The organism is Geodermatophilus sabuli (genome assembly GCF_010686765.1).
In the GTDB taxonomy this organism is placed as follows: Bacteria; Actinomycetota; Actinomycetes; order Mycobacteriales; family Geodermatophilaceae; genus Geodermatophilus; species Geodermatophilus sabuli_A.
Map to the genome: position 1 here is coordinate 62,658 of NZ_JAAGWF010000009.1, position 20,621 is coordinate 83,278.

Genomic DNA, 20,621 nt, shown 5'->3' on the forward strand with positions numbered 1-20,621 from the left:
GGGACAGCGGTACGTCAACGACCGCCTACGGGTAGTAGTCAGAAGCTACCGGGCGGACCCGTCCGTCCGCAGTACGACACCGACCCGCCGACCCCGCCGTCCCCAGCCGTCACAACCGCCCCGGCGGCGCGGTCCGCACGTGCCGGACGTCGCCGACGGCCAGACCGACGGTGCCCTCCGGCGTCCGGACCACGAGCCGGCCGTCCCAGTCGATCGACTCGGCCACCCCGTCGAGCCGGGAGCCGTCGGGCAGCGCCACGGCCACCGTCGCGCCGACGGTCGAGGACCAGGCCAGGTAGTCGCGGGCCAGCCCGGAGCTGACCGGGTCCCCCAGCACCTGAGCCCAGCCGAGGTACCGGCGCTCGAGGGCCCCCAGGAACTGGAGCAGCAACGAGGCCCGGTCCACCGGCCGGCCCGCGGCCATCGCCAGCGAGGTCCCGCCCTCGGGCAGCTCGTCGGCGCGGGTCGAGACGTTGACGCCCACGCCCACGACCACGGCGCCCGGTCCGACCTCGGCCAGGATCCCGGCCAGCTTCGCCCCGTCGGCGGCGAGCAGGTCGTTGGGCCACTTCAGCGAGGCCCGCACGCCGGGCACCTCGGCCACGGCCTCGGCCAGCGCCACCCCGGTCAGCAGCGGCAGCCACCCGCGCCGCGCGGCCGGCACGTCCGGACGGAGCAGCAGGGAGACGGTCAGCCCGGCGCGGGGCGGGGAGGCCCAGGTGCGCTCGAGCCGGCCGCGGCCGGCCGCCTGGTACTCGGCGACGAGGACGGTGCCCTCGGGGGCGTCATCGGCGGCGGCGGCGAGCAGGGCGGCGTTCGTCGAGCCGATCTCCTCGACCACCTCCACCGTGCGCCACAGGCGGCTGCCCGTGACCAGCGCCGTGGTGAGCGCCGACGCGTCGAGCGGGGACCGCTCGGCGTCCGACCAGGGGGACGGCGACGACTCGGGCACTCCCCTACGCTACGGAACCCGTGAGCGAGCATCGCAGCGAGCGACCGGGCCCCAGCACGTGACCGCGGCCGAGCTGGAGAGCGCCGGGGAGCACGTGCCGGGCGACGTCGACGTCCACACGACCGCCGGCAAGCTGGCCGACTTCGAGCGGCGGGTCGTCGAGGCCACGCACGCGGGCTCGGAGCGGGCGGTCGAGAAGCAGCACGCCGCCGGCAAGATGACCGCCCGCGAGCGCATCGAGGCGCTGCTGGACCCGGGGTCGTTCACCGAGCTCGACGAGTTCGCCCGGCACCGGTCGTCGAACTTCGGCATGGACGCCAGGCGCCCGTTCGGGGACGGCGTCGTGACCGGCCACGGCACCGTCGACGGCCGCCCGGTGTGCGTCTTCTCCCAGGACGTCACGGTGTTCGGCGGCAGCCTCGGCGAGGTCTACGGCGAGAAGATCGTGAAGGTGCTCGACCTCGCCATGAAGACCGGCTGCCCGGTGATCGGCATCAACGAGGGCGGTGGGGCGCGCATCCAGGAGGGCGTGGTCTCCCTCGGCCTCTACGCGGAGATCTTCCGCCGCAACGTGCACGCCTCCGGCGTCGTCCCGCAGATCTCGCTGGTGATGGGCGCCGCTGCCGGCGGGCACGTCTACTCCCCCGCGCTCACCGACTTCATCGTGATGGTCGACAAGACCAGCCAGATGTTCATCACCGGCCCGGACGTGGTGAAGACCGTGACCGGCGAGGACGTCACGCTCGAGGAGCTCGGCGGCGCCCGCACGCACAACACCCGGTCCGGGGTGGCCCACTACCTGGCCGAGGACGAGGCCGACGCGCTCGACTACGTCAAGGCGCTGCTGTCCCACCTGCCCAGCAACAACCTGGACCCGCTGCCGGCCGTCGAGGTGCCACCGGTGGACATCGCGCTGCCCGGAGCCCTGACCGACGACGACCGGGAGCTCGACACCTTCATCCCGGACTCGCCCAACACGCCCTACGACATGCACACCGTCATCACCCACGTCCTCGACGACGGCGAGTTCCTCGAGGTGCAGGCGCTGTGGGCACCCAACATCCTGATCGGCTTCGGCCGGGTCGAGGGGCGGCCGGTCGGGATCGTGGCCAACCAGCCCACCCAGTTGGCGGGCACGCTGGACATCGACGCCAGCGAGAAGGCGGCCCGGTTCGTCCGCACCTGCGACGCCTTCAACATCCCGGTGCTGACGTTCGTCGACGTCCCCGGGTTCCTGCCCGGCACCTCGCAGGAGTGGGAGGGGATCATCCGCCGCGGCGCCAAGCTGATCTACGCCTACGCGGAGGCGACGGTCCCCACGATCACGATCATCACGCGCAAGGCCTACGGCGGCGCCTACGACGTCATGGGGTCCAAGCACCTGGGCGCCGACGTCAACCTGGCGTGGCCGACCGCGCAGATCGCCGTCATCGGCGCGCAGGGGGCGGTGGGCATCCTCTACCGCAAGGAACTCGCCGCCGCCGAGGACCCCGACGCGCTGCGGGCCGAGCTGGTCACCGAGTACGAGGACACGCTGGCCAACCCCTACGTCGCCGCCGACCGCGGCTACGTCGACGCGGTCATCCCGCCCTCGCACACCCGCATCCACGTGGTGCGGGCGCTGCGGCTGCTGGCCAACAAGCGGCAGACCCTGCCGCCCAAGAAGCACGGGAACATCCCGCTGTGACGACGACATCGCGATCCTCCGGATCGCACCGCGGCCGGGTGCCGTCCCCCGACGCGGGCGGAGCCGCTTCGGCGCTCGATCGCGGGGACCCTCCGGGCCCCCACTCGGCACGACCACCGTTCCTGCGGGTGGTCCGCGGGGTGCCCACCGCCGAGGAGCTCGCGGCTCTCACGGTCGTCCTCGCGGCCCTGTCCCAGCGCCGTCCGCGCCGCCGGCTCACCCCTGTCGGGACGTGGGGCTCGGCGGGCGCCGCGCACCGCGCGCCGCTGCGTCCCGGCCCGGGCGGCTGGCTGGCATCCGGGAGGCCGGCATGAGCACCGACCGTCGCCTGGTCCTGGCGTCCGCGTCCCCCGCGCGGCTGGCGCTGCTGCGGCAGGCCGGGCTGGCCCCCGAGGTGGTCGTGAGCCACGTCGACGAGTCCGCGGTGCACGCCCCACGGGTCGGCGAGCGGGTCGCGCTGCTGGCGGCGGCCAAGGCGGGCGCGGTCGCCCGGCGCGAGGACGACGCGCTGGTCATCGGCGCCGACTCCCTCCTGGAGTTCCGCGGCCAGGCGATGGGCAAGCCCGCCGACGCCCGCGAGGCGCGCGACCGGTGGCAGCGGATGCGCGGTCGCCGCGGCGTCCTGCACACCGGGCAGGCACTGCTCGACGTGCGGGACGGCCAGGTGCTCGCCCGGGACGTCGCCGTCGTCTCGACGGTGGTGCACTTCGCCGAGCCCACCCCGGAGGAGGTGGAGGCCTACCTGGCCACCGGAGAGCCGCTGGCGGTCGCCGGCGCGTTCACCCTCGACGGGCTGGGGGCGCCGTTCGTCCGCCGGGTGGAGGGCGATCCGGCCGCCGTGGTGGGGTTGTCGCTGGCGACCCTGCGCACCCAGCTGGCCAAGCGGGGGCTCGCGATCACCGACCTCTGGCGCCGCTGACCCGCTCGGCCGGACGACGGTCGGGCGGGGCCTCCGGCGACAGCGCCAGGCAGTCGCAGTTCTCCTGCGACGTCTTCAGGTAGGCGGCCATGTCGGTCGCCGACATGGGGCGTCGGGTGACCCAGTCGGACTGCTCGGCGACCCGGACGAAGAACTCCCGGTAGCCACGCGCCGCCAGGGTGTCCAGGACGTCGAAGGCGCCGGGCGGGTTGACCTCGAAGAAGATCGTCGGGCGCACCGTCGTCAGGCCCCGGACGACGCGGTGCTCGTGACCCTCGACGTCGATCTTCACCAGTGCGGGCTCCCCGTGCGCGGCCACCAGCGCGTCCAGCGTCTGCAGGGGCACGGTGATCGTGGCGCCCCACTCCAGTTCGGCGCCGGGGCCGGTCCCCTCCGTCGCGCGGGCCGCCTCCAGGGTTGCCAGCGCGTCGGCGGTCGTGGTGTACAGGGTCGCCTCCCCTGCGTGGTCGGACACCGCCGTCCCCACGACCGTCACCTCGGGGTCGGAGCGGAACCGGTGGCGGAGGTGTGCACCGAGCCGCGGCTGCGGCTCCACGGCGACGACGCGGGCACCCAGGTCCCGGAACGCGCCGGTGAACTCGCCGATGTTGGCGCCGACGTCGAACACCACGTCGCCGGGGCCGACCAGCTCCGCGAACAGCCGGCGCTGGTGGCGCCGCGTCCCGACCGCCTTGCGGCCGACGTTGCGCAGGTGGAAGTACAGACCCGGGACCCGGGTGAGGAGGAACCGGTGCACGGCCAGCATCAGCGCAGGTTAGCCACCAGCGGCCGGCATCGGGGCCGCTGTCGGCCTGCCGGGAGGAGTGGCCGGGCCCACTGGTTAGAGTCCGACCGGTTCGAGCCGACAGGGAGCAGCCGGTGCAGAAGGTCCTGATCGCCAACCGCGGTGAGATCGCGGTCCGTGTCGCGCGTGCCTGCAGGGACGAGGGCCTGACCAGCGTCGCGGTGTACGCCGAGCCGGACCGGGACGCCCTGCACGTCCGCGTCGCCGACGAGGCCTTCGCCCTCGGCGGGACGACGCCCGGCGACTCCTACCTGGTGGTCGACAAGATCCTCGACGCGGCGACGAAGTCCGGCGCGGACGCGATCCACCCCGGCTACGGCTTCCTGTCCGAGAACGCCGACTTCGCCCGGACGGTGATCGACGCCGGGCTGACCTGGATCGGTCCCTCCCCCGAGGCGATCATCGCCCTCGGCGACAAGGTGCAGGCTCGGCACATCGCGATGAGGGTCGGCGCGCCCCTCGTCCCGGGTACCGAGGACCCGGTCGGCGGCGCCGACGAGGTGGTCGCCTTCGCCGAGGAGCACGGGCTGCCGGTCGCCATCAAGGCGGCGTTCGGCGGCGGCGGCCGCGGGCTCAAGGTCGCCCGGACCATCGAGGAGATCCCCGAGCTGTTCGACTCCGCCGTCCGCGAGGCGGTCTCCGCCTTCGGCCGCGGCGAGTGCTTCGTTGAGCGGTTCCTGGACCAGCCTCGGCACGTCGAGGCGCAGGTGCTCGCCGACACGCACGGCACCGTCGTCGTCGTCGGGACCCGCGACTGCTCGCTGCAGCGGCGCAACCAGAAGCTGGTCGAGGAGGCGCCCGCGCCGTTCCTCACCGAGGAGCAGCGGGCGCGGATCCACTCCTCCGCCAAGGCCATCTGCGCGGAGGCCGGCTACCACGGGGCCGGCACGGTGGAGTACCTGGTCGGCGTCGACGGCTCCATCTCCTTCCTCGAGGTGAACACCCGGCTGCAGGTCGAGCACCCGGTGAGCGAGGAGACCAGCGGCATCGACCTGGTCCGCCAGCAGTTCCGCATCGCGCGGGGCGAGGCCCTCGAGATCACCGAGGACCCGACGCCGCGCGGGCACAGCATCGAGTTCCGGATCAACGCCGAGGACGCCGGCCGCGGCTTCATGCCGGCGCCGGGCCCGGTGACCCGGCTGGAGATCCCGCAGGGGCCCGGCGTCCGCTGGGACTCCGGCGTCGAGACCGGCGGCGAGGTGGTGGGCGCCTTCGACTCGATGCTGGCCAAGCTGATCGTCACCGGCGCCACCCGCGCCGAGGCGCTGCAACGGGCCCGCCGGGCGCTGGACGAGCTCGTCGTCGAGGGCATGCCGACGGTCCTCCCGTTCCACCGCGCCGTCGTCCGCGACGAGGCGTTCACCACGGAACCGTTCGCGGTGCACACCCGGTGGATCGAGACCGAGTGGGACAACCAGGTCGCCCCCTACGCCGCTGCGCCGGCCGAGTCCGACGAGGACGAGCCCCGTCAGAGCGTCGTGGTCGAGGTGGGCGGCCGCCGGCTGGAGGTCTCCCTGCCCGCCGGTCTGGCGCTCGGCGGCGGCGCCCCGGCCGCCGGCCCGGGTGGCCGGGCCCGCAAGCGTGCCGGCGGGCACGGCGGCGCGGGTGCCTCCGGTGACTCCCTGACCAGCCCCATGCAGGGCACGATCGTGAAGGTCGCGGTGGCCGACGGGGACACCGTGGCCGCCGGTGACCTGGTCGTCGTCCTCGAGGCCATGAAGATGGAGCAGCCGATCACCGCCCACAAGGCCGGCACGGTGAGCGGCCTGTCGGCCGAGGTGGGCGCCGCCGTCACCAGCGGCGCCGTCCTCTGCACCATCGCCGACGCCGGGTAGGGCGCCGGCGCGCCCTCAGCCGGGACGCCGGACGCCGAGGGTGTCCACCCCGTCGCCGTCCCAGTCCCCGGCGAACGCGGTGTCGGTGACGTCGCCGTAGGCCACCAGCTGGTCGGCCGGACCCGACGTCAGGCTGAAGCGCAGGTGGTAGAGCCCGCCCCGGCGCACGGCCAGGGTGTCGCCGCGCTGGCCGGCCCGCCAGCGGCCGATCAGGACGGTGTCCTGCGGGTCGCCGTAGCCGAACGTGCCGTCGGCGTACCCGGTGGTCAGGCCGTTCTTCACGAAGTACAGCGCGCCCCGGCGGACGGTCAGGCTGTCGGCCCGGTCGCCGTCCCAGTCCCCGACGAGGACGACGTCGCCGGGGTCGCCGTAGCCGAAGGTGGTGTCCGCGAAGCCGGTCTGCAGCGTGTTCTTGACGAAGTACAGGTTGCCCCGGCGCACGGCGAGGGTGTCCCGGCCGTCGCCGTCCCAGTCGCCGACCAGCACCGCGTCCCCGGGGTCCCCGTAGGTGAAGCTGGAGTCGGCGGGCCCGGTGGTGTTCTGCTCGCGCAGGTGGAAGGTGTTCCCCCGCCGGACGGCGAGGGTGTCGACGCCGTCGCCGTTCCAGTCACCGAGCAGCACGCTGTCCCGCGGCTCCCCGTAGTGGAACACCTGGGTGGCGATGCCGGTGAACCGGTCGTTGAGGAAGTACCTGCTCCCGGTGCCCCCGATCTCGCCGGTGCCCTGGGAGGCCGCGGGCGCGGCACCCGGCTGCCCCGCGCCGCTGGTCACCTCGATGCGCGCCCCGGCCGGCGTCTGCTCCAGCACCCGCACGGCGAACCGCGCGTCCCCGACCACCACGGGACCGCCGCCGGGGAGCGCCACCGCCGAGTCGGCGGACCACTGGCTGCGCGGGGAGGGCGTCGCGTCGAGCAGGAGCGACGTGTGGTCGGCGTCGCGGGCGAGCCGGAGCAGCACCCCCGACTGCAGCCGGCGCCGGTTCGCCGACGAGCCCAGCCAGGCGTCCTGGCCGGTCGCGGTCCGGTACTCCAGCCAGTACACGTCACCGTCGGTGTCGGTCAGCCGCACCGCGCGGGTGCCCGTCCGGGCACCCACCGGGGCCAGCACGAACTGGGTGGGCGGTGCGCCGGCGGCCGCCGTCGGGACCGATCCGGGCGGCAGCACGCCCAGGCGAGCGGCGTGCGGAGCGCCCAGCGAGCCGAGCTGCTCCCAGGAGACACCCATGACGTCGTACCAGTCGGCGTAGCCGGCGACCGCACAGGCGCCCGTCTCGACGGCGGCGTCGCACTGCAGCTCGGAGGCGTGACCCAGGCCGAAGTTGTGGCCCAGCTCGTGCGCCAGCAGGGAGGTGACGGTGTCGCGGACGTAGAGCCGCCCACCGGAGGTGACCGAGCTGCCCACCTCGGCCAGTCCGGACACGCAGCCGGGTGCGGTGCTGGGGACGTAGACCAGCAGGTGCCGGTTCGGGCCCCGGACCCATCCGGCGTGGGCCGCCGCCTGGTTCCACAGCGCGTACGGGTCCCCGCATCCGGCGGACGCCTGGAACCAGCCGGAGGACGCCGTCACGCCCAGGCGGATGGCCCCCTCGCTCTGCTGCGCCCACCAGCTGGCCACCGGACCGTCCACGGCCGCGACGACGTCCGCGACGGTGCGGCCGTCCGGAGCCGCGCCGGCCGGCAGGACCATGACGACGGTGACCGCGTTGGTCACGCCCGACACGGCCGCGGCGAGCGGGGGGTCCGGCCGGGCGCCGGCGACGACCGCGGCCTCCTGCACCTCGACGGCCGGCTCGAGCAGTCCCGCGGCCGATGCCGCGTCGCGCACCTCCGCGCCGACGACCGCCTCGACCGTGGCGCCCACCTCGACGTGCGCGACGTCGTCGGTGGCGACGCGGACCGCCTCGCCCTCCGGGGTCTCGATCCAGCTGACCGGCCCGGCCTCGGCGTGCGCCGACCCCGTGTCCGCCGGCTCCGCCCAGGCCTGCACCAGCTCGCCGACGACGGTCTCGCCGGCCGGGGGGCCCTCGGCGGCGGCGGGCGCGGTCGGCAGGACGGGGAGGAGCACCGCGACGGCGCCCAGCACGAGCAGGCGCACGGACGGACGGGGCAGATCGGGCACGGCGGACTCCAGGTCGGTGGGGGTCGTTCTGGTTCATCGGCGGCCGGCGCCCGGTTCTGCAGGGGAAGGCCCCGGACGGGGGACGGCGAGGGGTCAGGACCGGCTGCCGGCCGCCCGTCGCCGCGTGCCGGCCCACCAGGTGAGCCCGAGCAGCGGAACGCCGGCGAGCAGCGCGGGAACGGCCCAGCCGGCCGCGGTGGACCGGGTCGACGCCACCGTCTCGGTGTCCGGGCCGGCCTCGGCCGCTGCCGGGCCGTCCACCCGGGCGAGGGGGACGGCGGCCGCGTCGGGGGCCGGCGCGACCTCGACCGGTGCCGCGTCGGCGGTCACGGCGTCGGCCGGAGCGGCGGGAGCGGCCGCGGCCGGCGCGGACCCCGCTCCCGGGAGCACCGACGGGCGACCGGTCCGCGGGGGCAGCGGGGTGACGGGGAGCGCGTCGCCCGCGGCAGGGGCGACCGTCACCGTGGCACCGGCGGCGGAGACGGCCTCGACGGTGACGGTCAGGTCACCGCCCGAGACCGGCACGGGCACGCCCACCGGCAGGGCCGCCTGCTGGTCGGCGTCCCACCCTGCCGCGGCCGCGGGGGTGCCGTCGAGCAGGAGGGAGGTGTCGGGCATGGCGCCGCTGCGGCGCAGCAGGACGCCGGAGCCCAGGCCGAAGCGGTCCTCGGCCGAGTCCAGCCAGGCATCCCGGCCGACCGCGGCCCGGTACTCGAGCCAGTACGTGGCGCCCTCGCGGTCGGTCAGGCGCACCACGCGGGTGCCGGTCCGGCCCGCCAGCGGTGCCAGCGTGACCGTCGCCGCCGGACCGGCCGCCGGCAGCACCAGCTGCGCGGACGCCGGCAGCACGCCGAGCAGGGCGGCCTGCGGCGCGGTGAGCGCGCCCGACCGGCTCCACGAGGCGCCCATGACGTCGTAGTAGTCCCGGTAGGGGGCGGTGCGGCAGCGGCCGGTCTCCACGGCACCGTCGCACTGGTGGCCCGACGAGTGGCCGAGGCCGAAGTTGTGACCCAGTTCGTGGGCGATGACCGAGGGCAGCACGTCGCGGACGTAGAGCCGGCCGCCGGTGCCCGGGCCGGTCCCGATCTCGCCCAGGGCGTAGGAGCACCCGGGCAGGTCGCGCGGTGCACCGCTCAGGTAGACGGCGAGGTGCCGGCCGGGGCCGGGCACGAATCCGGTCCGCGCGGCCACCTCGTCCCACAGCGCGGTGGGGTCGGAGCAGCCGGCGTCGGTGGTGATCCAGTCGGTGGCCGCGGTGACCCCGAGGGCGATCGCGCCGTCGGTCTCCTCGCCCCAGTACCGGGCGACCGGGCCGTCCACCGCGGCGACCACCTCGTCGAGCGTCGTCCCGTCCTCGGCGCCGCCGGCCGGCACCACCATCGCGACGGTGACCTCGTTGGTGAGCAGCCCCATCCGGGCCGCGGCCACGGGCTCGGCGTCCGCCAGCAGCTCGGCGGCCAGCACGTCGCGGGCCGGCTCGTAGCCGTCCTCGCCGGCGGCGTCGGCCAGCTGCTCCCCCACGGTGACCTCCACCGTGGCGCCGACCGGCAGGCCGGCGAGCGCGTCGGTCGGCACCCGCACCGACTCCCCGGCCGCGGTCTGCACCCAGCTCAGCGGCGCCTCGGCGACCTCGTGCCCGGCGTCCCCGGTGGCGTGGCCGTCCAGGCCGGCCTCGGGCCAGGCCTGCACGAGCGCCCCGACGACGGTGTCCCCCGCGGGCTCGTCGGCGTGCGCGGCCACCGGCGGCAGCGCCAGCGCGGCGACGAGGGCCGTCGCGACACCGGCCAGCGCCCGGAGTGGGCGGCGGCGGGGGGCGGGGGTCGTCCGGTGGGGGTGCATCCCCCTTCCCATCGGCGGGCGAGGTCCCTGTCGGCACCGGGCGGACGGAATCCAGCCGAACCCGGTGTCACCTCAGTCCCACGGCGCCCCGCGCGTCCCGCAGGCCCCGTCCGTCCCGCACCCGGCGCACCACACGCCCCGCCGGCCCCGCCCCCGGGGTCCGCCGCGGGCTGGCGAGTGGCGCGGGGCACCGTGGCCCCGCTGCAGGGGCCCGCCGCGAGCTCGCGAGTGGCGGGGGGCAGCGGGGTCCTCTGTCACGCCAGGGCGTCGGCGCCCATCAGCCGCCGGCCGGCCTCGGTGATCGACCCGGACAGCGACGGGTAGATCGCGAAGGTGTGCGCCAGGTCGGTGACGGTGAGCCCCTTGGTCACCGCGAGGGCGATCGGCAGGATCAGCTCCGACGCCCCCGGGGCGACGACCACCCCGCCGACGACCACGCCGGTCGCCTGCCGGGCGAAGAGCTTCACGAAGCCGTCCCGCAGGTCGCTCATCTTGGCGCGGGCGTTGGTGGCCAGGGGCAGCCGGACGACGTCGACCTGCACGTCGTCGGGCAGTGACTTCTCCTGGACGCCGACGGTGGCGATCTCGGGGTGGGTGAAGACGTTCGCCGCGACGGTCTTCAGCCGGATCGGGGTGACCGCCTCACCGAGGGCGTGCCACATGGCGATCCGGCCCTGCATCGCCGCGACCGAGGCCAGCTGGAACACCCCGGTGACGTCACCGGCGGCGTAGATGCCCGGTACCGACGTCCGGGAGACGCGGTCGACGACCACGTGACCGGAGGGGGCGAGCTCGACGCCGCACCGATCGAGGTTGAGCCCCTCGGTGTTGGGCACCGTCCCGACGGTCATCAGCGCGTGCGAGCCCTCGACGGTGCGCCCGTCGGTCAGCTCGACGGCGACGCCCTTCTCGGTGCGCTGCACCGCGGCGGCCCGGCCGCGCTCGAGCCGGCCACCGCGGGACTGGAACACCTCCTCGAGCACCTCGGCGGCGTCGGAGTCCTCGCCGGGGAGCACCCGGTCCCGCGAGGAGACCAGCGTGACCCGCACGCCGGCCTCCAGGTAGCCGGAGGCGAACTCCGCGCCGGTCACCCCGGAGCCGATGACGACGAGGTGCTCGGGCATCTCCTGCAGGTCGTAGACGTCCCGCCAGTCGAGGATCCGCTCGTGGTCGGGCTCGGCCCCGGCCAGCACCCGCGGGTCGGCGCCGGTGGCGATGAGGACGACGTCGGTCTCCAGCGTCTCGGTGACCGTGCCCTCGGCGTCGCGCACCTCGACCCGGTGCTCGGCCAGGCCGCGGATCTCGTCGGAGAGCCGCGCCTGGCCGGCCACGACACGCACGCCCTCGCCGATCAGCCGCTCCCGGATGTCGGCCGACTGGGCGACGGCCAGACCCTTGACCCGCTGGTTGACCGCGGCCAGGTCGATGCCGACGGCGGCCAGCTCGGCACCCTGCACGCCGAGGGACGCCGAGTCGCGGACGCCGGTCATCGCGCCGGCCGAGGCGATGAAGGTCTTCGAGGGCACGCAGTCGGAGAGCACGCTGGCGCCACCGACGCCGTCCCGCTCGATGACGGTGACCTCGGCACCGAGCGATGCAGCCACCAGCGCGGCCTCGTAGCCGGCGGGGCCGCCGCCGATGATCACGATGCGGGTCATGGAGTCCTCACTGGTGAGCCGAACGGACACGAGCGCCCGCCATTCTCCCCGCTGCCGGTCCCGCCGTCGTCCATCCCCCCGGGTCAGCCGTGCCACACGGCCGTAGGCTCGCAGGCGATGGGCCTCTACGCCGCGTACGGGTCGAACATGGACCCCGCACAGATGCTCCGGCGCTGTCCCTCCTCGCCGCACACCGGCACCGGCTGGATCCGGGGCTGGCGGTTGACCTTCGGGGCGGAGGAGTACGGGTGGGAGGGGGCGATGGCCACCCTCGTGCCCGACGACACGACGCCGGGTGAGGCGCTCACCCCCGGCGTCTTCGTCGCCCTCTACGACCTCACCGACGCCGACGAGCAGGCGCTGGACGCGTGGGAGGGCGCCGATCTGGGCCTGTACCGGAAGCTGCACCTGCGGGTGCACACGCTGACCGGGGACCAGGTCGCCTACGTCTACGTGCTGGACGCCTTCGAGGGCGGGCTGCCCTCGGCCCGGCACCTGGGTGCGCTGGCCGACGCCGCCGAGTCCGCCGGCGCCCCGGCCGACTACCTCGAGGAGCTCCGCTCCCGCGAGTGCCGCTCCTCCGGCGTCTGAGCCGCGCTCACGCGCAGGTGTCGAACCACCAGTCGGTGAGCTCCTGCTGGGCTGCCTCGACCTCGTCACCCGGGTCGAACAGGGCGGGGTCGTCGACCGTGCCCCCGTCGGGCAGCGCCTGCGCCGCCGCCTGGTACTCCTCCAGGTAGCTCTGCGCGGTCGCCCACGCGTCGGCGACGTCGGCGGCCGGGTCGGACTGCTGGAGCGGGGTGAGCTTCCCGTCGATCCAGTCCAGCAGGTCCGCCTTGGGCAGCAGCGCCTGCACCGGCCCGAAACTGGCGCCGTTGGCTCCGGCCGACCGCAGCTGCTCGCAGGTGTCGCCCTCGACCACCGGCTCGTCCCCCGCCGCGGACGACGCGGCCGACGACGCCCTGGACGACGCGGCGGGCGAGGACGCCGACGACGCGGTGTCGTCCGCGCCGCAGCCGGTCACCAGCACCGTGCTCAGGGCAGCGCCGACGACGAACAGGGACCGGAACGGTAGGGCATCGGAAGTCGGCACCCCGCGAGGCTAACGAGCCGCGCCGTCCTCCCCGAGGAAGGCCCCCAGCAGCTGCCGCGCCGCCAGCGCAGGCGTCAGCTCGCCCGCGAGCACCGCCTGCTCCAGCCCGGGCCGGGCCGACCGCACGCCGGGGTGCGCGCGCAGCCGGTGCTCGAGCCCGTCGCGGACCAGCTGCCAGGTCCAGCGCACCTGCTGCGCCCGGCGGCGTTCGGCGAACTCCCCGGAGGCCCGCATCCGGTCCTGGTGCTCGACCAGCTTGGCCCACACCTCCGGCAGGCCCTCCCCGGTCAGCCCGGCACAGGTGAGCACCGGCACGTCCCAGGTCTCGCCGTGCCCCCGCAGCATCCGGATCGCCCCGGCCAGCTCGCGGGCGGCCTTCCGCGCGTCGCCGGCCGCCGGCCCGTCGGCCTTGTTGACCGCGATCACGTCGGCGATCTCGAGGATGCCGCGCTTGATGCCCTGCAGCTGGTCGCCGGTGCGGGCCAGGGTGAGGAAGAGGAAGGAGTCGACCATCTCGGCGACGGCGATCTCCGACTGCCCGACGCCCACGGTCTCCACCAGGACGACGTCGTAGCCGGCCGCCTCGACGACGACCATCGACTCCCGGGTGGCCTGCGCGACCCCGCCGAGCGTCCCCGACGTCGGCGAGGGGCGGATGAACGCGGCCGGGTCGACCGACAGGCGCGACATCCGCGTCTTGTCCCCGAGGATCGACCCGCCCGACCGGGCCGACGACGGGTCGACGGCGAGCACCGCGACCCTCGAGCCCGCGGCCGTCAGGGTCACGCCGAGGGAGTCGATGAAGGTGGACTTGCCCACTCCCGGGACGCCGCTGATGCCCACCCGGCGGGCCGACCCGGCGTGCGGCAGCAGCTCGACCAGCAGCTCCTGGGCCCGCTCCCGGTGGTCCCCCCGCCGGGACTCGACCAGCGTGATCGCCCGCGCCACCACCCGGCGGTCGCCGGCCAGCACCCCCTCGACCAGCGCCGGGACGTCGACCTCCCGGCTCACGTCCCGTTCCCGACGGCCGGAGTGGCCACTCTGGCCGTCGTCCTCACGCGTGGCCGAGGCGGCTGGACAGCTGGGTGAGCAGGTCCTGGGCGGCCTCGGCGATGACCGTGCCGGGCAGGAACACCGCGGCGGCGCCCATCTCGGTCAGCGTCGGGACGTCGTCGGGCGGGATGACGCCGCCGACGACCACCATCACGTCGTCGGCCCCGAGCGCGGACAGCGCCTCGCGCAGCGCCGGCACCAGGGTGAGGTGCCCGGCGGCCAGTGACGAGACGCCGACGACGTGCACGTCGGCCTCGACCGCCTGCCGGGCCACCTCCTCCGGGGTCTGGAACAGCGGGCCCACGTCGACGTCGAAGCCGAGGTCGGCGAACGCGGTGGCGATGACCTTCTGTCCCCGGTCGTGGCCGTCCTGACCCATCTTGGCGACCAGGATCCGGGGACGACGCCCCTCGGCCTCCTCGAACGCCGCGGCCATCCGGCGGGTCTCCTCCAGCGGGCCGGTGTCCCCGGCCTCGTCGCGGTACACACCGGAGATGGTGCGCACCTGGCCGGCGTGCCGCCCGTAGACCTCCTCCAGCGCGTCGGAGATCTCCCCGACGGTGGCCTTGGCCCGCGCGGCGTCGACGGCCAGCTTCAGGAGGTTGTCGTCCAGGTCGCGGCCCCGCCGTCCCTCGGCCGCGGCGCGCGCGGCGTCGGTGAGCCGCCGGAGCGCGTCGGTGACCGCGGCGCCGTCCCGCGAGGCCCGCAGCTCCGCCAGCTTGGCCTTCTGCTGGGCGAGCACGTCGGCGTTGTCGACGCGCAGGACCTCGATCGCCTCGTCGGCCTCGACGCGGTACTTGTTGACGCCGATCACCGGCTGCCGGCCGGAGTCGATCCGGGCCTGGGTGCGGGCGGCGGCCTCCTCGATCCGCAGCTTCGGGATGCCGTCGTCGATCGCCTGCGCCATGCCGCCGTGCTCGGTGACCTCCTCGATGTGCGCCCACGCCCGCCGGGCCAGGTCGTAGGTCAGCTTCTCCACGTAGGCCGAGCCACCCCACGGGTCGATCACCCGGGTCGTGCCGGACTCCTGCTGCAGCAGGAGCTGGGTGTTGCGGGCGATCCGGGCGGAGAAGTCGGTCGGCAGCGCGAGCGCCTCGTCGAGGGCGTTGGTGTGCAGCGACTGGGTGTGCCCCTGGGTGGCGGCCATGGCCTCCAGGCAGGTGCGGACGACGTTGTTGTAGACGTCCTGCGCGGTCAGCGACCAGCCCGAGGTCTGCGAGTGGGTGCGCAGCGCCAGCGACTTGGCGTTCTGCCCGCCGGCGTCCTTGACCAGCCGGGCCCAGAGCAGCCGCCCGGCGCGCAGCTTGGCGACCTCCATGAAGAAGTTCATCCCGATCGCCCAGAAGAACGACAGGCGGGGCGCGAACCCGTCGACGGGGATCCCGGCGTCCTGGCCCGCCTTCAGGTACTCCACCCCGTCGGCCAGCGTGTAGGCCAGCTCCAGGTCGGCCGTCGCCCCGGCCTCCTGGATGTGGTAGCCGGAGATGGAGATCGAGTTGAACCGCGGCATCTGCTGGGACGTGAAGGAGAAGATGTCGCTGATGATCTGCATCGAGGGCTTGGGCGGGTAGATGTAGGTGTTGCGGACCATGAACTCCTTGAGGATGTCGTTCTGGATGGTCCCGGTCAGCTGCGCGGGGGCGACCCCCTGCTCCTCCGCCGCGACGACGTAGAGCGCGAGCACCGGCAGGACGGCGCCGTTCATCGTCATCGAGACGCTCATCTTGTCCAGCGGGATGCCGTCGAAGAGCTGCCGCATGTCGAGGATCGAGTCGATCGCGACGCCGGCCATGCCGACGTCGCCCGGCACGCGCGGGTGGTCGGAGTCGTACCCGCGGTGGGTGGGCAGGTCGAAGGCGATCGACAGCCCGCGCTGTCCGGCGGCGAGGTTGCGCCGGTAGAAGGCGTTGGACTCCGCCGCGGTGGAGAAGCCGGCGTACTGGCGGACGGTCCACGGCTGGGTGGTGTACATCGTCGGGTAGGGCCCGCGCAGGTAGGGCGGCAGGCCCGGGAGGGTGTCGAGGAAGTCCAGCCCGGCCAGGTCCGCCGGGGTGGCCAGCGGCGGGACGGCGATGCCCTCGGGCGTCTCCCAGGCCGCGTCCGCGACGCGGTGCCCGGTGACCTCCTCGAAGCGCTTGGCCCAGTCGTCGCCGGTGACGTGCGCCCCCGGCTGTCCCAGGTCCAGCGCGCCGAAGTCGGGGATCCCGCTCATTCCGCACCTCCGAGCTGCTCGTGGACCGCCCGCAGCACCGCGAGCGCGTCGCATCCGGCGTACACGTACCCGTCGACGCCGTCCACGTCCAGCGACGGCTGCCCGGCCAGCCACACCGTCGTGGCCCCGGCCGCGCGCAGGTCGGCGGCGAGCGCGGCCGCCGACTCGGCGTAGTCCCGGTCGGTGCCGCAGACGCAGGCCACCGTCGTCCCGGCGTCGGCCAGGCCGGAGGCGCCGTCCCCCGCTGGCGTGGCCAGCCCGCCGGCCTGGAAGAGGTTGCCGGCGAACGAGGCGCGCGCGGTGTGCCGGGCGACCGGGCCGATCGTGGCCAGGTAGACCGCCGGACGCGTGCTCGCGGCGTCGGCGCGGTCCCGCAGCTCCTCGAACGCCTGCGCGGCGCGGACCCGCGGCAGGCCGCCGGTGGGCAGCACCAGCGCCGCCGGCTCCCGCTCGGGCAGCCGCTCGGCGAGGTTCGGGAACTCGCTGACGCCGGTGATCGCGTCGGAGCGGTGCGCCAGGCGGTCGCTGCGCTCGGCCCAGGCGGCGCCGATCCGCTCGGCCACCAGGCCCGACGTCAGCGCCGCGACCAGCCCGCCGGCCCGCTCGATCTCGGTGAACCACTCCCACGCCGCGCGGGCGACGTCCTCGGTGAGCGACTCGACGTACCAGGAGCCCCCGCCGGGGTCGAGCACGCGGGCCAGGCTGCCCTCCTCGACCAGCAGGCTCTGGGTGTTGCGGGCGATCCGGCGGGAGAAGGCGTCGGGCAGGCCGAGGGCGGCGTCGAAGGGCTGCACCGTGACGACGTCGGCCCCGCCGACTCCCGCGGCGAAGCAGGCGACCGTCGTCCGGAGCATGTTCACCCACGGGTCGCGCCGGGTGGTCATCACCGACGAGGTGACCGCGTGCTGACGCTGCGCCCGGACGTCGGGCGTGGCGCCGCTGGCCTCGCCGACGCGGTCCCACGTCCGGCGGGCGGCCCGGAGCAGGGCGATCGTCGTGAACTGGTCGGCCGAGGCCGAGAAGCGGAACTCCAGGGCGCCGAACGCCTCGTCGACCGACAGGCCGCCCTCGGTGAGGGCGCGCAGGTAGGCCACGCCCGCCGCCAGCGAGCAGCCCAGCTCCTCGACCACCGATCCCCCGGCGTCGGCCCACACGGTGCCGTCGACGACGACCGTGCGCAGCCCGGGGTGCGCCGCTGCCCGCCGCGCCACGTCGGCCAGTGCGGCGAGGTCCTGCAGCTGCCCGGACGCCGCCTGCAGGCCGAGCGGGTCCAGCCCCAGCGAACCCCCGGGCGCGAGCTCGCGCCCCTCGGCCAGCGCGAGGAACGCCGCCGCGGCGTCCGGACCGCCCTGCACGCTGACCGGCGCGAGGTCGAGCAGGACGTCGGCGAGCACCTCGGGCAGCGCCTCGACCGGCACCGCGCCCTCCCCCAGCACCAGCCACAGCGAGGTGACGCCGTTCTCCAGGTCGGCGGCGATCGCCTCCCTGGTGACGGCGACGTCGGGGTGGGCGTGCCGCTGCCGGACGTCCCAGCCGGCGGGGAGGCCGAACGCGGCCGGATCGCCGCCGCCGGGCACCGCCGCACCGGCCCGGGCACCGCGGACGAACGGCGGCAGGCCCGGCACGCCGACCGCCGTCGGCAGGTCACCGGCGTCCTCGGCGGTGTAGAGCGGCGCGACCGTGACGCCGGTGGCGACCGGCCGGCGCAGCGCGTCCTCGACGCGGTCCGGGAGGTCCTCGCGGCCGGCCTTCCTGAGCACGCCGGCCACGAGGTCGCGCCACTGGTCGCGGGTGACGGCCGGGAAGTCGCCGGCGAGGCGCAACTCCTCGGGCACCTCGTGCTCGGCCGGCACCTCCGCGTCGCCGGCGTGGGCGGGCTGCTGATCGGTGGAACTCATCGTCGGGCTCCCCTCCAGTCGATCCGGCCAGTGTCTACCGTCGGTCGCCCGCCGACCGGGTGGGACCAGGAGATCGTCCCGACGGCGGGGTGCCGGCGTCCGCGGCGAGCGCGTGCAGTGCCGTCCGGGCCAGCAGCCGCACCCCGACGGCGATGGCCCGTTCGTCGACGTCGAAGGTGCCGCGGTGCAGGTCCAGGGGGGCGCCGCCGCCGTGCGTCCCCAGCCGGGCCAGGGCGATCGGCAGCACGTCGGCGAACCAGCCGAAGTCCTCCCCGCCCATGCTCTGCGCGGACAGCCGCAGGCTCTCGTTGCCGACCGTCTCCAGGGCCGCCGAGCGCAGCAGGGCCACCGCGCGGGGGTCGTTGACCACCGGCGGCACGCCGCGCACGTAGTCGACCTCGACCTCGGCGCCGGTGGTCGCGGCCACGCGGGCGACCAGGGAGCGCAGCAGCCCCTCGGCGTTCTGCCACTCGTCGCGGTCGAGCACCCGCACGGTGCCACGCAAGTGGCCCCGCTGCGGTATCGCGTTGGCCGCGACGCCGGAGCTGACCGCGCCCCACACCAGCGACATGCCCGCACGCGGGTCGACCTGCCGGGACAGCAGGGCGGGCACGTCGGTGATCAGCCGCCCGAGGGCGTCGACGAGGTCGACGGTCAGTTGCGGGCGGGCGGTGTGCCCGCCCGGTCCGGTCAGCGTGACGTCCACGCGGTCGCACGCCGCGGTGATCGACCCGGTCCGCAACCCGATCGTGCCGGCCGGGATGGAGGGGTCGCAGTGCAGGGCGAACGCGCGGGAGGCACCGTCGAGGAGGCCCGAGGCGACCACCTCGGTGGCGCCCCCGGGGATGGACTCCTCGGCCGGCTGGAACACGCAGCGCACCGTGCCGGGCAGGTCGTCGAGCGTGGCCAGCGCCAGCGCCGCGCCCAGGAGGACGGTCATGTGCACGTCGTGCCCGCAGGCGTGGCACAGGCCCTCGCGCGTCGAGGCGTAGGGCACGTCCTTGAGGTCGGCCAGGGGCAGGGCGTCGATGTCGGCGCGGAGCACGACCACCGGGTCGCCGGAGCCGATCTCGACGACCAGGCCGGTGCCGGTGGCCAGCCGCTTGGGCGCGAGGCCGCCGTTGCGCAGCCGCTGCTCGAGGAAGGACGTCGTCTCGAACTCGGCGAAGGCCAGCTCCGGATGGGCGTGCAGGTGCCGCCGGATGGCGACCAGCTGCTGCTGGCGCTCCTCCGCCCACGCGTCGACCGCCGTCCCCAGCGCCTCCGCGAAGGCCGTCATGCGGCGTGCCCCCCGGCCGGCGCGGCGGGTGCCCCCGCCGGACCCGCGGCCGGCAGACCGCCGTGCATCTCGGCCAGCAGGCTGTCGACGACGGCCCGCAGGTCACCGCCGTTCGCGGCGGCGACCGCCCGCTGGCGCTGGTAGGAGGCACCGACGGCGAGGACGCGCCCGACGTCGCCCAGCTCGGTCTCGCAGCCCAGCCGGCGGGCGGTCGGCATGAGGTCCTCGACGAGGTCGGTGATCGCCTGGCGGACCGGTCGCACGGTGCCCTTGTCGTCGACCACGATGTCGGCGTCCAGGCCGTACCGGGCCGCCCGCCACTTGTTCTCCCGCAGGATCCAGCTGGCCGGCACCGGCAGCGTGTAGCCGCGGTCGAGCTCGCGGTCGAACTGCTCCACCAGGCACTGCGACAGCGCGGCGACCGCGCCGATCTCGTCGAGGGTCGGCAGCCCGTCGCAGATCCGCAGCTCCACGGTGCCGAAGTCGGGGTGCGGGCGGATGTCCCACCACACCTCGCGCACGCTCTCGATGGCGTGGGTGGAGATCAGCGTGTCCATGTACTGCTCGAAGCGGTCCCAGCCGGAGAGCTGGTAGGGCAGGCCCGCGGTCGGCATCCCCTCGAAGACCTTCGAGCGCGCACTCGCCAGACCGGTGTCGGCGCCGACCCAGTACGGGGAGGACGCCGACAGGGCGAGGAAGTGCGGCACGTACTGGGTGAGCGCGTTGACGATCGGGATCGCCTTCTCCGGCGCCCGGACGCCGACGTGCACGTGCACCCCGAAGATCTGCAGCCGGCGGGCCAGCCACTGCATCTTCTCGACCAGCTGGAGGTAGCGCTCCTTGGGCGAGATCTGCTGGGTCTGCCAGTCGGTGATCGGGTGGGTGCCGGCGCACATGAGCCCCAGGCCGTGCCGGTCGGCGACCGCGGCCACCTCGGCGAGGGTGCCCGCGAGGTCGGCCTTGGCCTCGGCGACCGTCGTGCAGATCCCGGTGATGATCTCGATCGTCGACTGGAGCAGCTCGTGCTTGGCCTTGGGGTGCTCCTCGGCCCCGTCCGGGCACAGCTCGGAGAGGATCTCGACGGCGCCGGCGGTCAGCTGGCGGGTCTCGCGGTCGACGAGCTGCAGCTCCCACTCCACACCCAGACTGGCGCGCTCGGAGGAGCGGAAGGGGATCTGCACGCGGCGAGTGTAGGGACGATCACCGCACTCGGCCGGGCCACCGCAACCGGACCGCAACCGCGCACGGCCGACCCGCAACCGTCCGGGCCTGT

The 20,621-nt window shown here is 75.2% G+C and carries 16 protein-coding genes; 5 read left to right on the forward strand and 11 right to left on the reverse strand.

Annotated features, from left to right (window positions below; translation table 11 throughout):
- Window positions 1-109: 109 nt before the first annotated feature.
- Complete coding sequence (locus tag GCU56_RS09015; protein ID WP_163481346.1) at window positions 110-952, reverse strand: biotin--[acetyl-CoA-carboxylase] ligase; 843 nt, start codon at window positions 950-952, stop codon at window positions 110-112.
- A gap of 58 nt (window positions 953-1,010) precedes the next feature.
- Between GCU56_RS09015 and GCU56_RS09020 the strand changes: the two genes are divergently transcribed.
- From GCU56_RS09020 to GCU56_RS09030, 3 genes are all read left to right on the forward strand, one after another.
- Window positions 1,011-2,639, forward strand: coding sequence for a carboxyl transferase domain-containing protein (locus tag GCU56_RS09020; protein ID WP_163481348.1), 1,629 nt, complete (start codon window positions 1,011-1,013; stop codon window positions 2,637-2,639).
- A gap of 128 nt (window positions 2,640-2,767) precedes the next feature.
- Complete coding sequence (locus GCU56_RS09025; RefSeq protein WP_345771740.1) at window positions 2,768-2,953, forward strand: acyl-CoA carboxylase subunit epsilon; 186 nt, start codon at window positions 2,768-2,770, stop codon at window positions 2,951-2,953.
- Entirely contained in the window at window positions 2,950-3,558 is a 609-nt protein-coding gene (locus GCU56_RS09030) for a Maf family protein (protein WP_163481352.1), read from the forward strand. Before GCU56_RS09025 ends, GCU56_RS09030 begins: the two co-directional genes overlap by 4 nt.
- Here the strand turns inward: GCU56_RS09030 and GCU56_RS09035 are convergent.
- Window positions 3,536-4,324, reverse strand: a complete 789-nt coding sequence (locus GCU56_RS09035; protein WP_163481354.1) for an FkbM family methyltransferase — start codon at window positions 4,322-4,324, stop codon at window positions 3,536-3,538. The genes GCU56_RS09030 and GCU56_RS09035 overlap by 23 nt on opposite strands.
- A 113-nt stretch (window positions 4,325-4,437) precedes the next feature.
- Between GCU56_RS09035 and GCU56_RS09040 the strand changes: the two genes are divergently transcribed.
- Window positions 4,438-6,198 carry an ATP-binding protein gene (locus GCU56_RS09040; RefSeq protein WP_163481356.1) on the forward strand — a complete coding sequence of 587 codons (1,761 nt, stop codon included), beginning with the start codon at window positions 4,438-4,440 and terminating at the stop codon, window positions 6,196-6,198.
- Window positions 6,199-6,213: 15 nt separating this feature from the next.
- On the opposite strand, the gene GCU56_RS09045 is transcribed toward GCU56_RS09040, so the two are convergent.
- From GCU56_RS09045 to GCU56_RS09055, 3 genes are all read right to left on the reverse strand, one after another.
- A complete protein-coding gene (locus GCU56_RS09045) occupies window positions 6,214-8,316 on the reverse strand; it encodes a hypothetical protein (RefSeq protein WP_163481358.1) in 2,103 nt (700 codons plus the stop codon).
- A gap of 93 nt (window positions 8,317-8,409) precedes the next feature.
- Window positions 8,410-10,155 carry a reprolysin-like metallopeptidase gene (locus tag GCU56_RS09050; RefSeq protein ID WP_163481360.1) on the reverse strand — a complete coding sequence of 582 codons (1,746 nt, stop codon included), beginning with the start codon at window positions 10,153-10,155 and terminating at the stop codon, window positions 8,410-8,412.
- 254 nt (window positions 10,156-10,409) lie between these two features.
- Window positions 10,410-11,813, reverse strand: a complete 1,404-nt coding sequence (locus tag GCU56_RS09055) for an NAD(P)H-quinone dehydrogenase (protein WP_163481362.1) — start codon at window positions 11,811-11,813, stop codon at window positions 10,410-10,412.
- A gap of 117 nt (window positions 11,814-11,930) precedes the next feature.
- Here GCU56_RS09055 and GCU56_RS09060 point away from each other — a divergent pair, with 117 nt between their 5' ends.
- Window positions 11,931-12,404, forward strand: coding sequence for a gamma-glutamylcyclotransferase (locus tag GCU56_RS09060; RefSeq protein WP_163481364.1), 474 nt, complete (start codon window positions 11,931-11,933; stop codon window positions 12,402-12,404).
- 7 nt (window positions 12,405-12,411) lie between these two features.
- Here the strand turns inward: GCU56_RS09060 and GCU56_RS09065 are convergent, their stop codons facing one another.
- The 6 genes from GCU56_RS09065 to GCU56_RS09090 are packed head-to-tail and all read right to left on the reverse strand — an operon-like array spanning window position 12,412 to window position 20,529.
- Window positions 12,412-12,906, reverse strand: coding sequence for a hypothetical protein (locus GCU56_RS09065; protein WP_163481366.1), 495 nt, complete (start codon window positions 12,904-12,906; stop codon window positions 12,412-12,414).
- A gap of 9 nt (window positions 12,907-12,915) precedes the next feature.
- Window positions 12,916-13,917: a methylmalonyl Co-A mutase-associated GTPase MeaB gene (meaB, locus tag GCU56_RS09070; protein ID WP_163481368.1), complete on the reverse strand. Its 1,002-nt coding sequence runs from the start codon at window positions 13,915-13,917 to the stop codon at window positions 12,916-12,918.
- A 43-nt stretch (window positions 13,918-13,960) separates the two neighbouring features.
- Window positions 13,961-16,171, reverse strand: coding sequence for a methylmalonyl-CoA mutase (scpA, locus tag GCU56_RS09075; protein ID WP_163481370.1), 2,211 nt, complete (start codon window positions 16,169-16,171; stop codon window positions 13,961-13,963).
- Window positions 16,168-18,069 carry a methylmalonyl-CoA mutase subunit beta gene (locus GCU56_RS09080; RefSeq protein WP_163481372.1) on the reverse strand — a complete coding sequence of 634 codons (1,902 nt, stop codon included), beginning with the start codon at window positions 18,067-18,069 and terminating at the stop codon, window positions 16,168-16,170. Before GCU56_RS09080 ends, scpA begins: the two co-directional genes overlap by 4 nt.
- 34 nt (window positions 18,070-18,103) lie before the next feature.
- On the reverse strand, window positions 18,104-19,348 hold the full coding sequence (locus tag GCU56_RS09085) for an amidohydrolase (protein WP_163481374.1): 1,245 nt from the start codon (window positions 19,346-19,348) through the stop codon (window positions 18,104-18,106).
- Complete coding sequence (locus GCU56_RS09090; protein ID WP_163481376.1) at window positions 19,345-20,529, reverse strand: glutamate--cysteine ligase; 1,185 nt, start codon at window positions 20,527-20,529, stop codon at window positions 19,345-19,347. Before GCU56_RS09090 ends, GCU56_RS09085 begins: the two co-directional genes overlap by 4 nt.
- Window positions 20,530-20,621 lie beyond the last annotated feature (92 nt).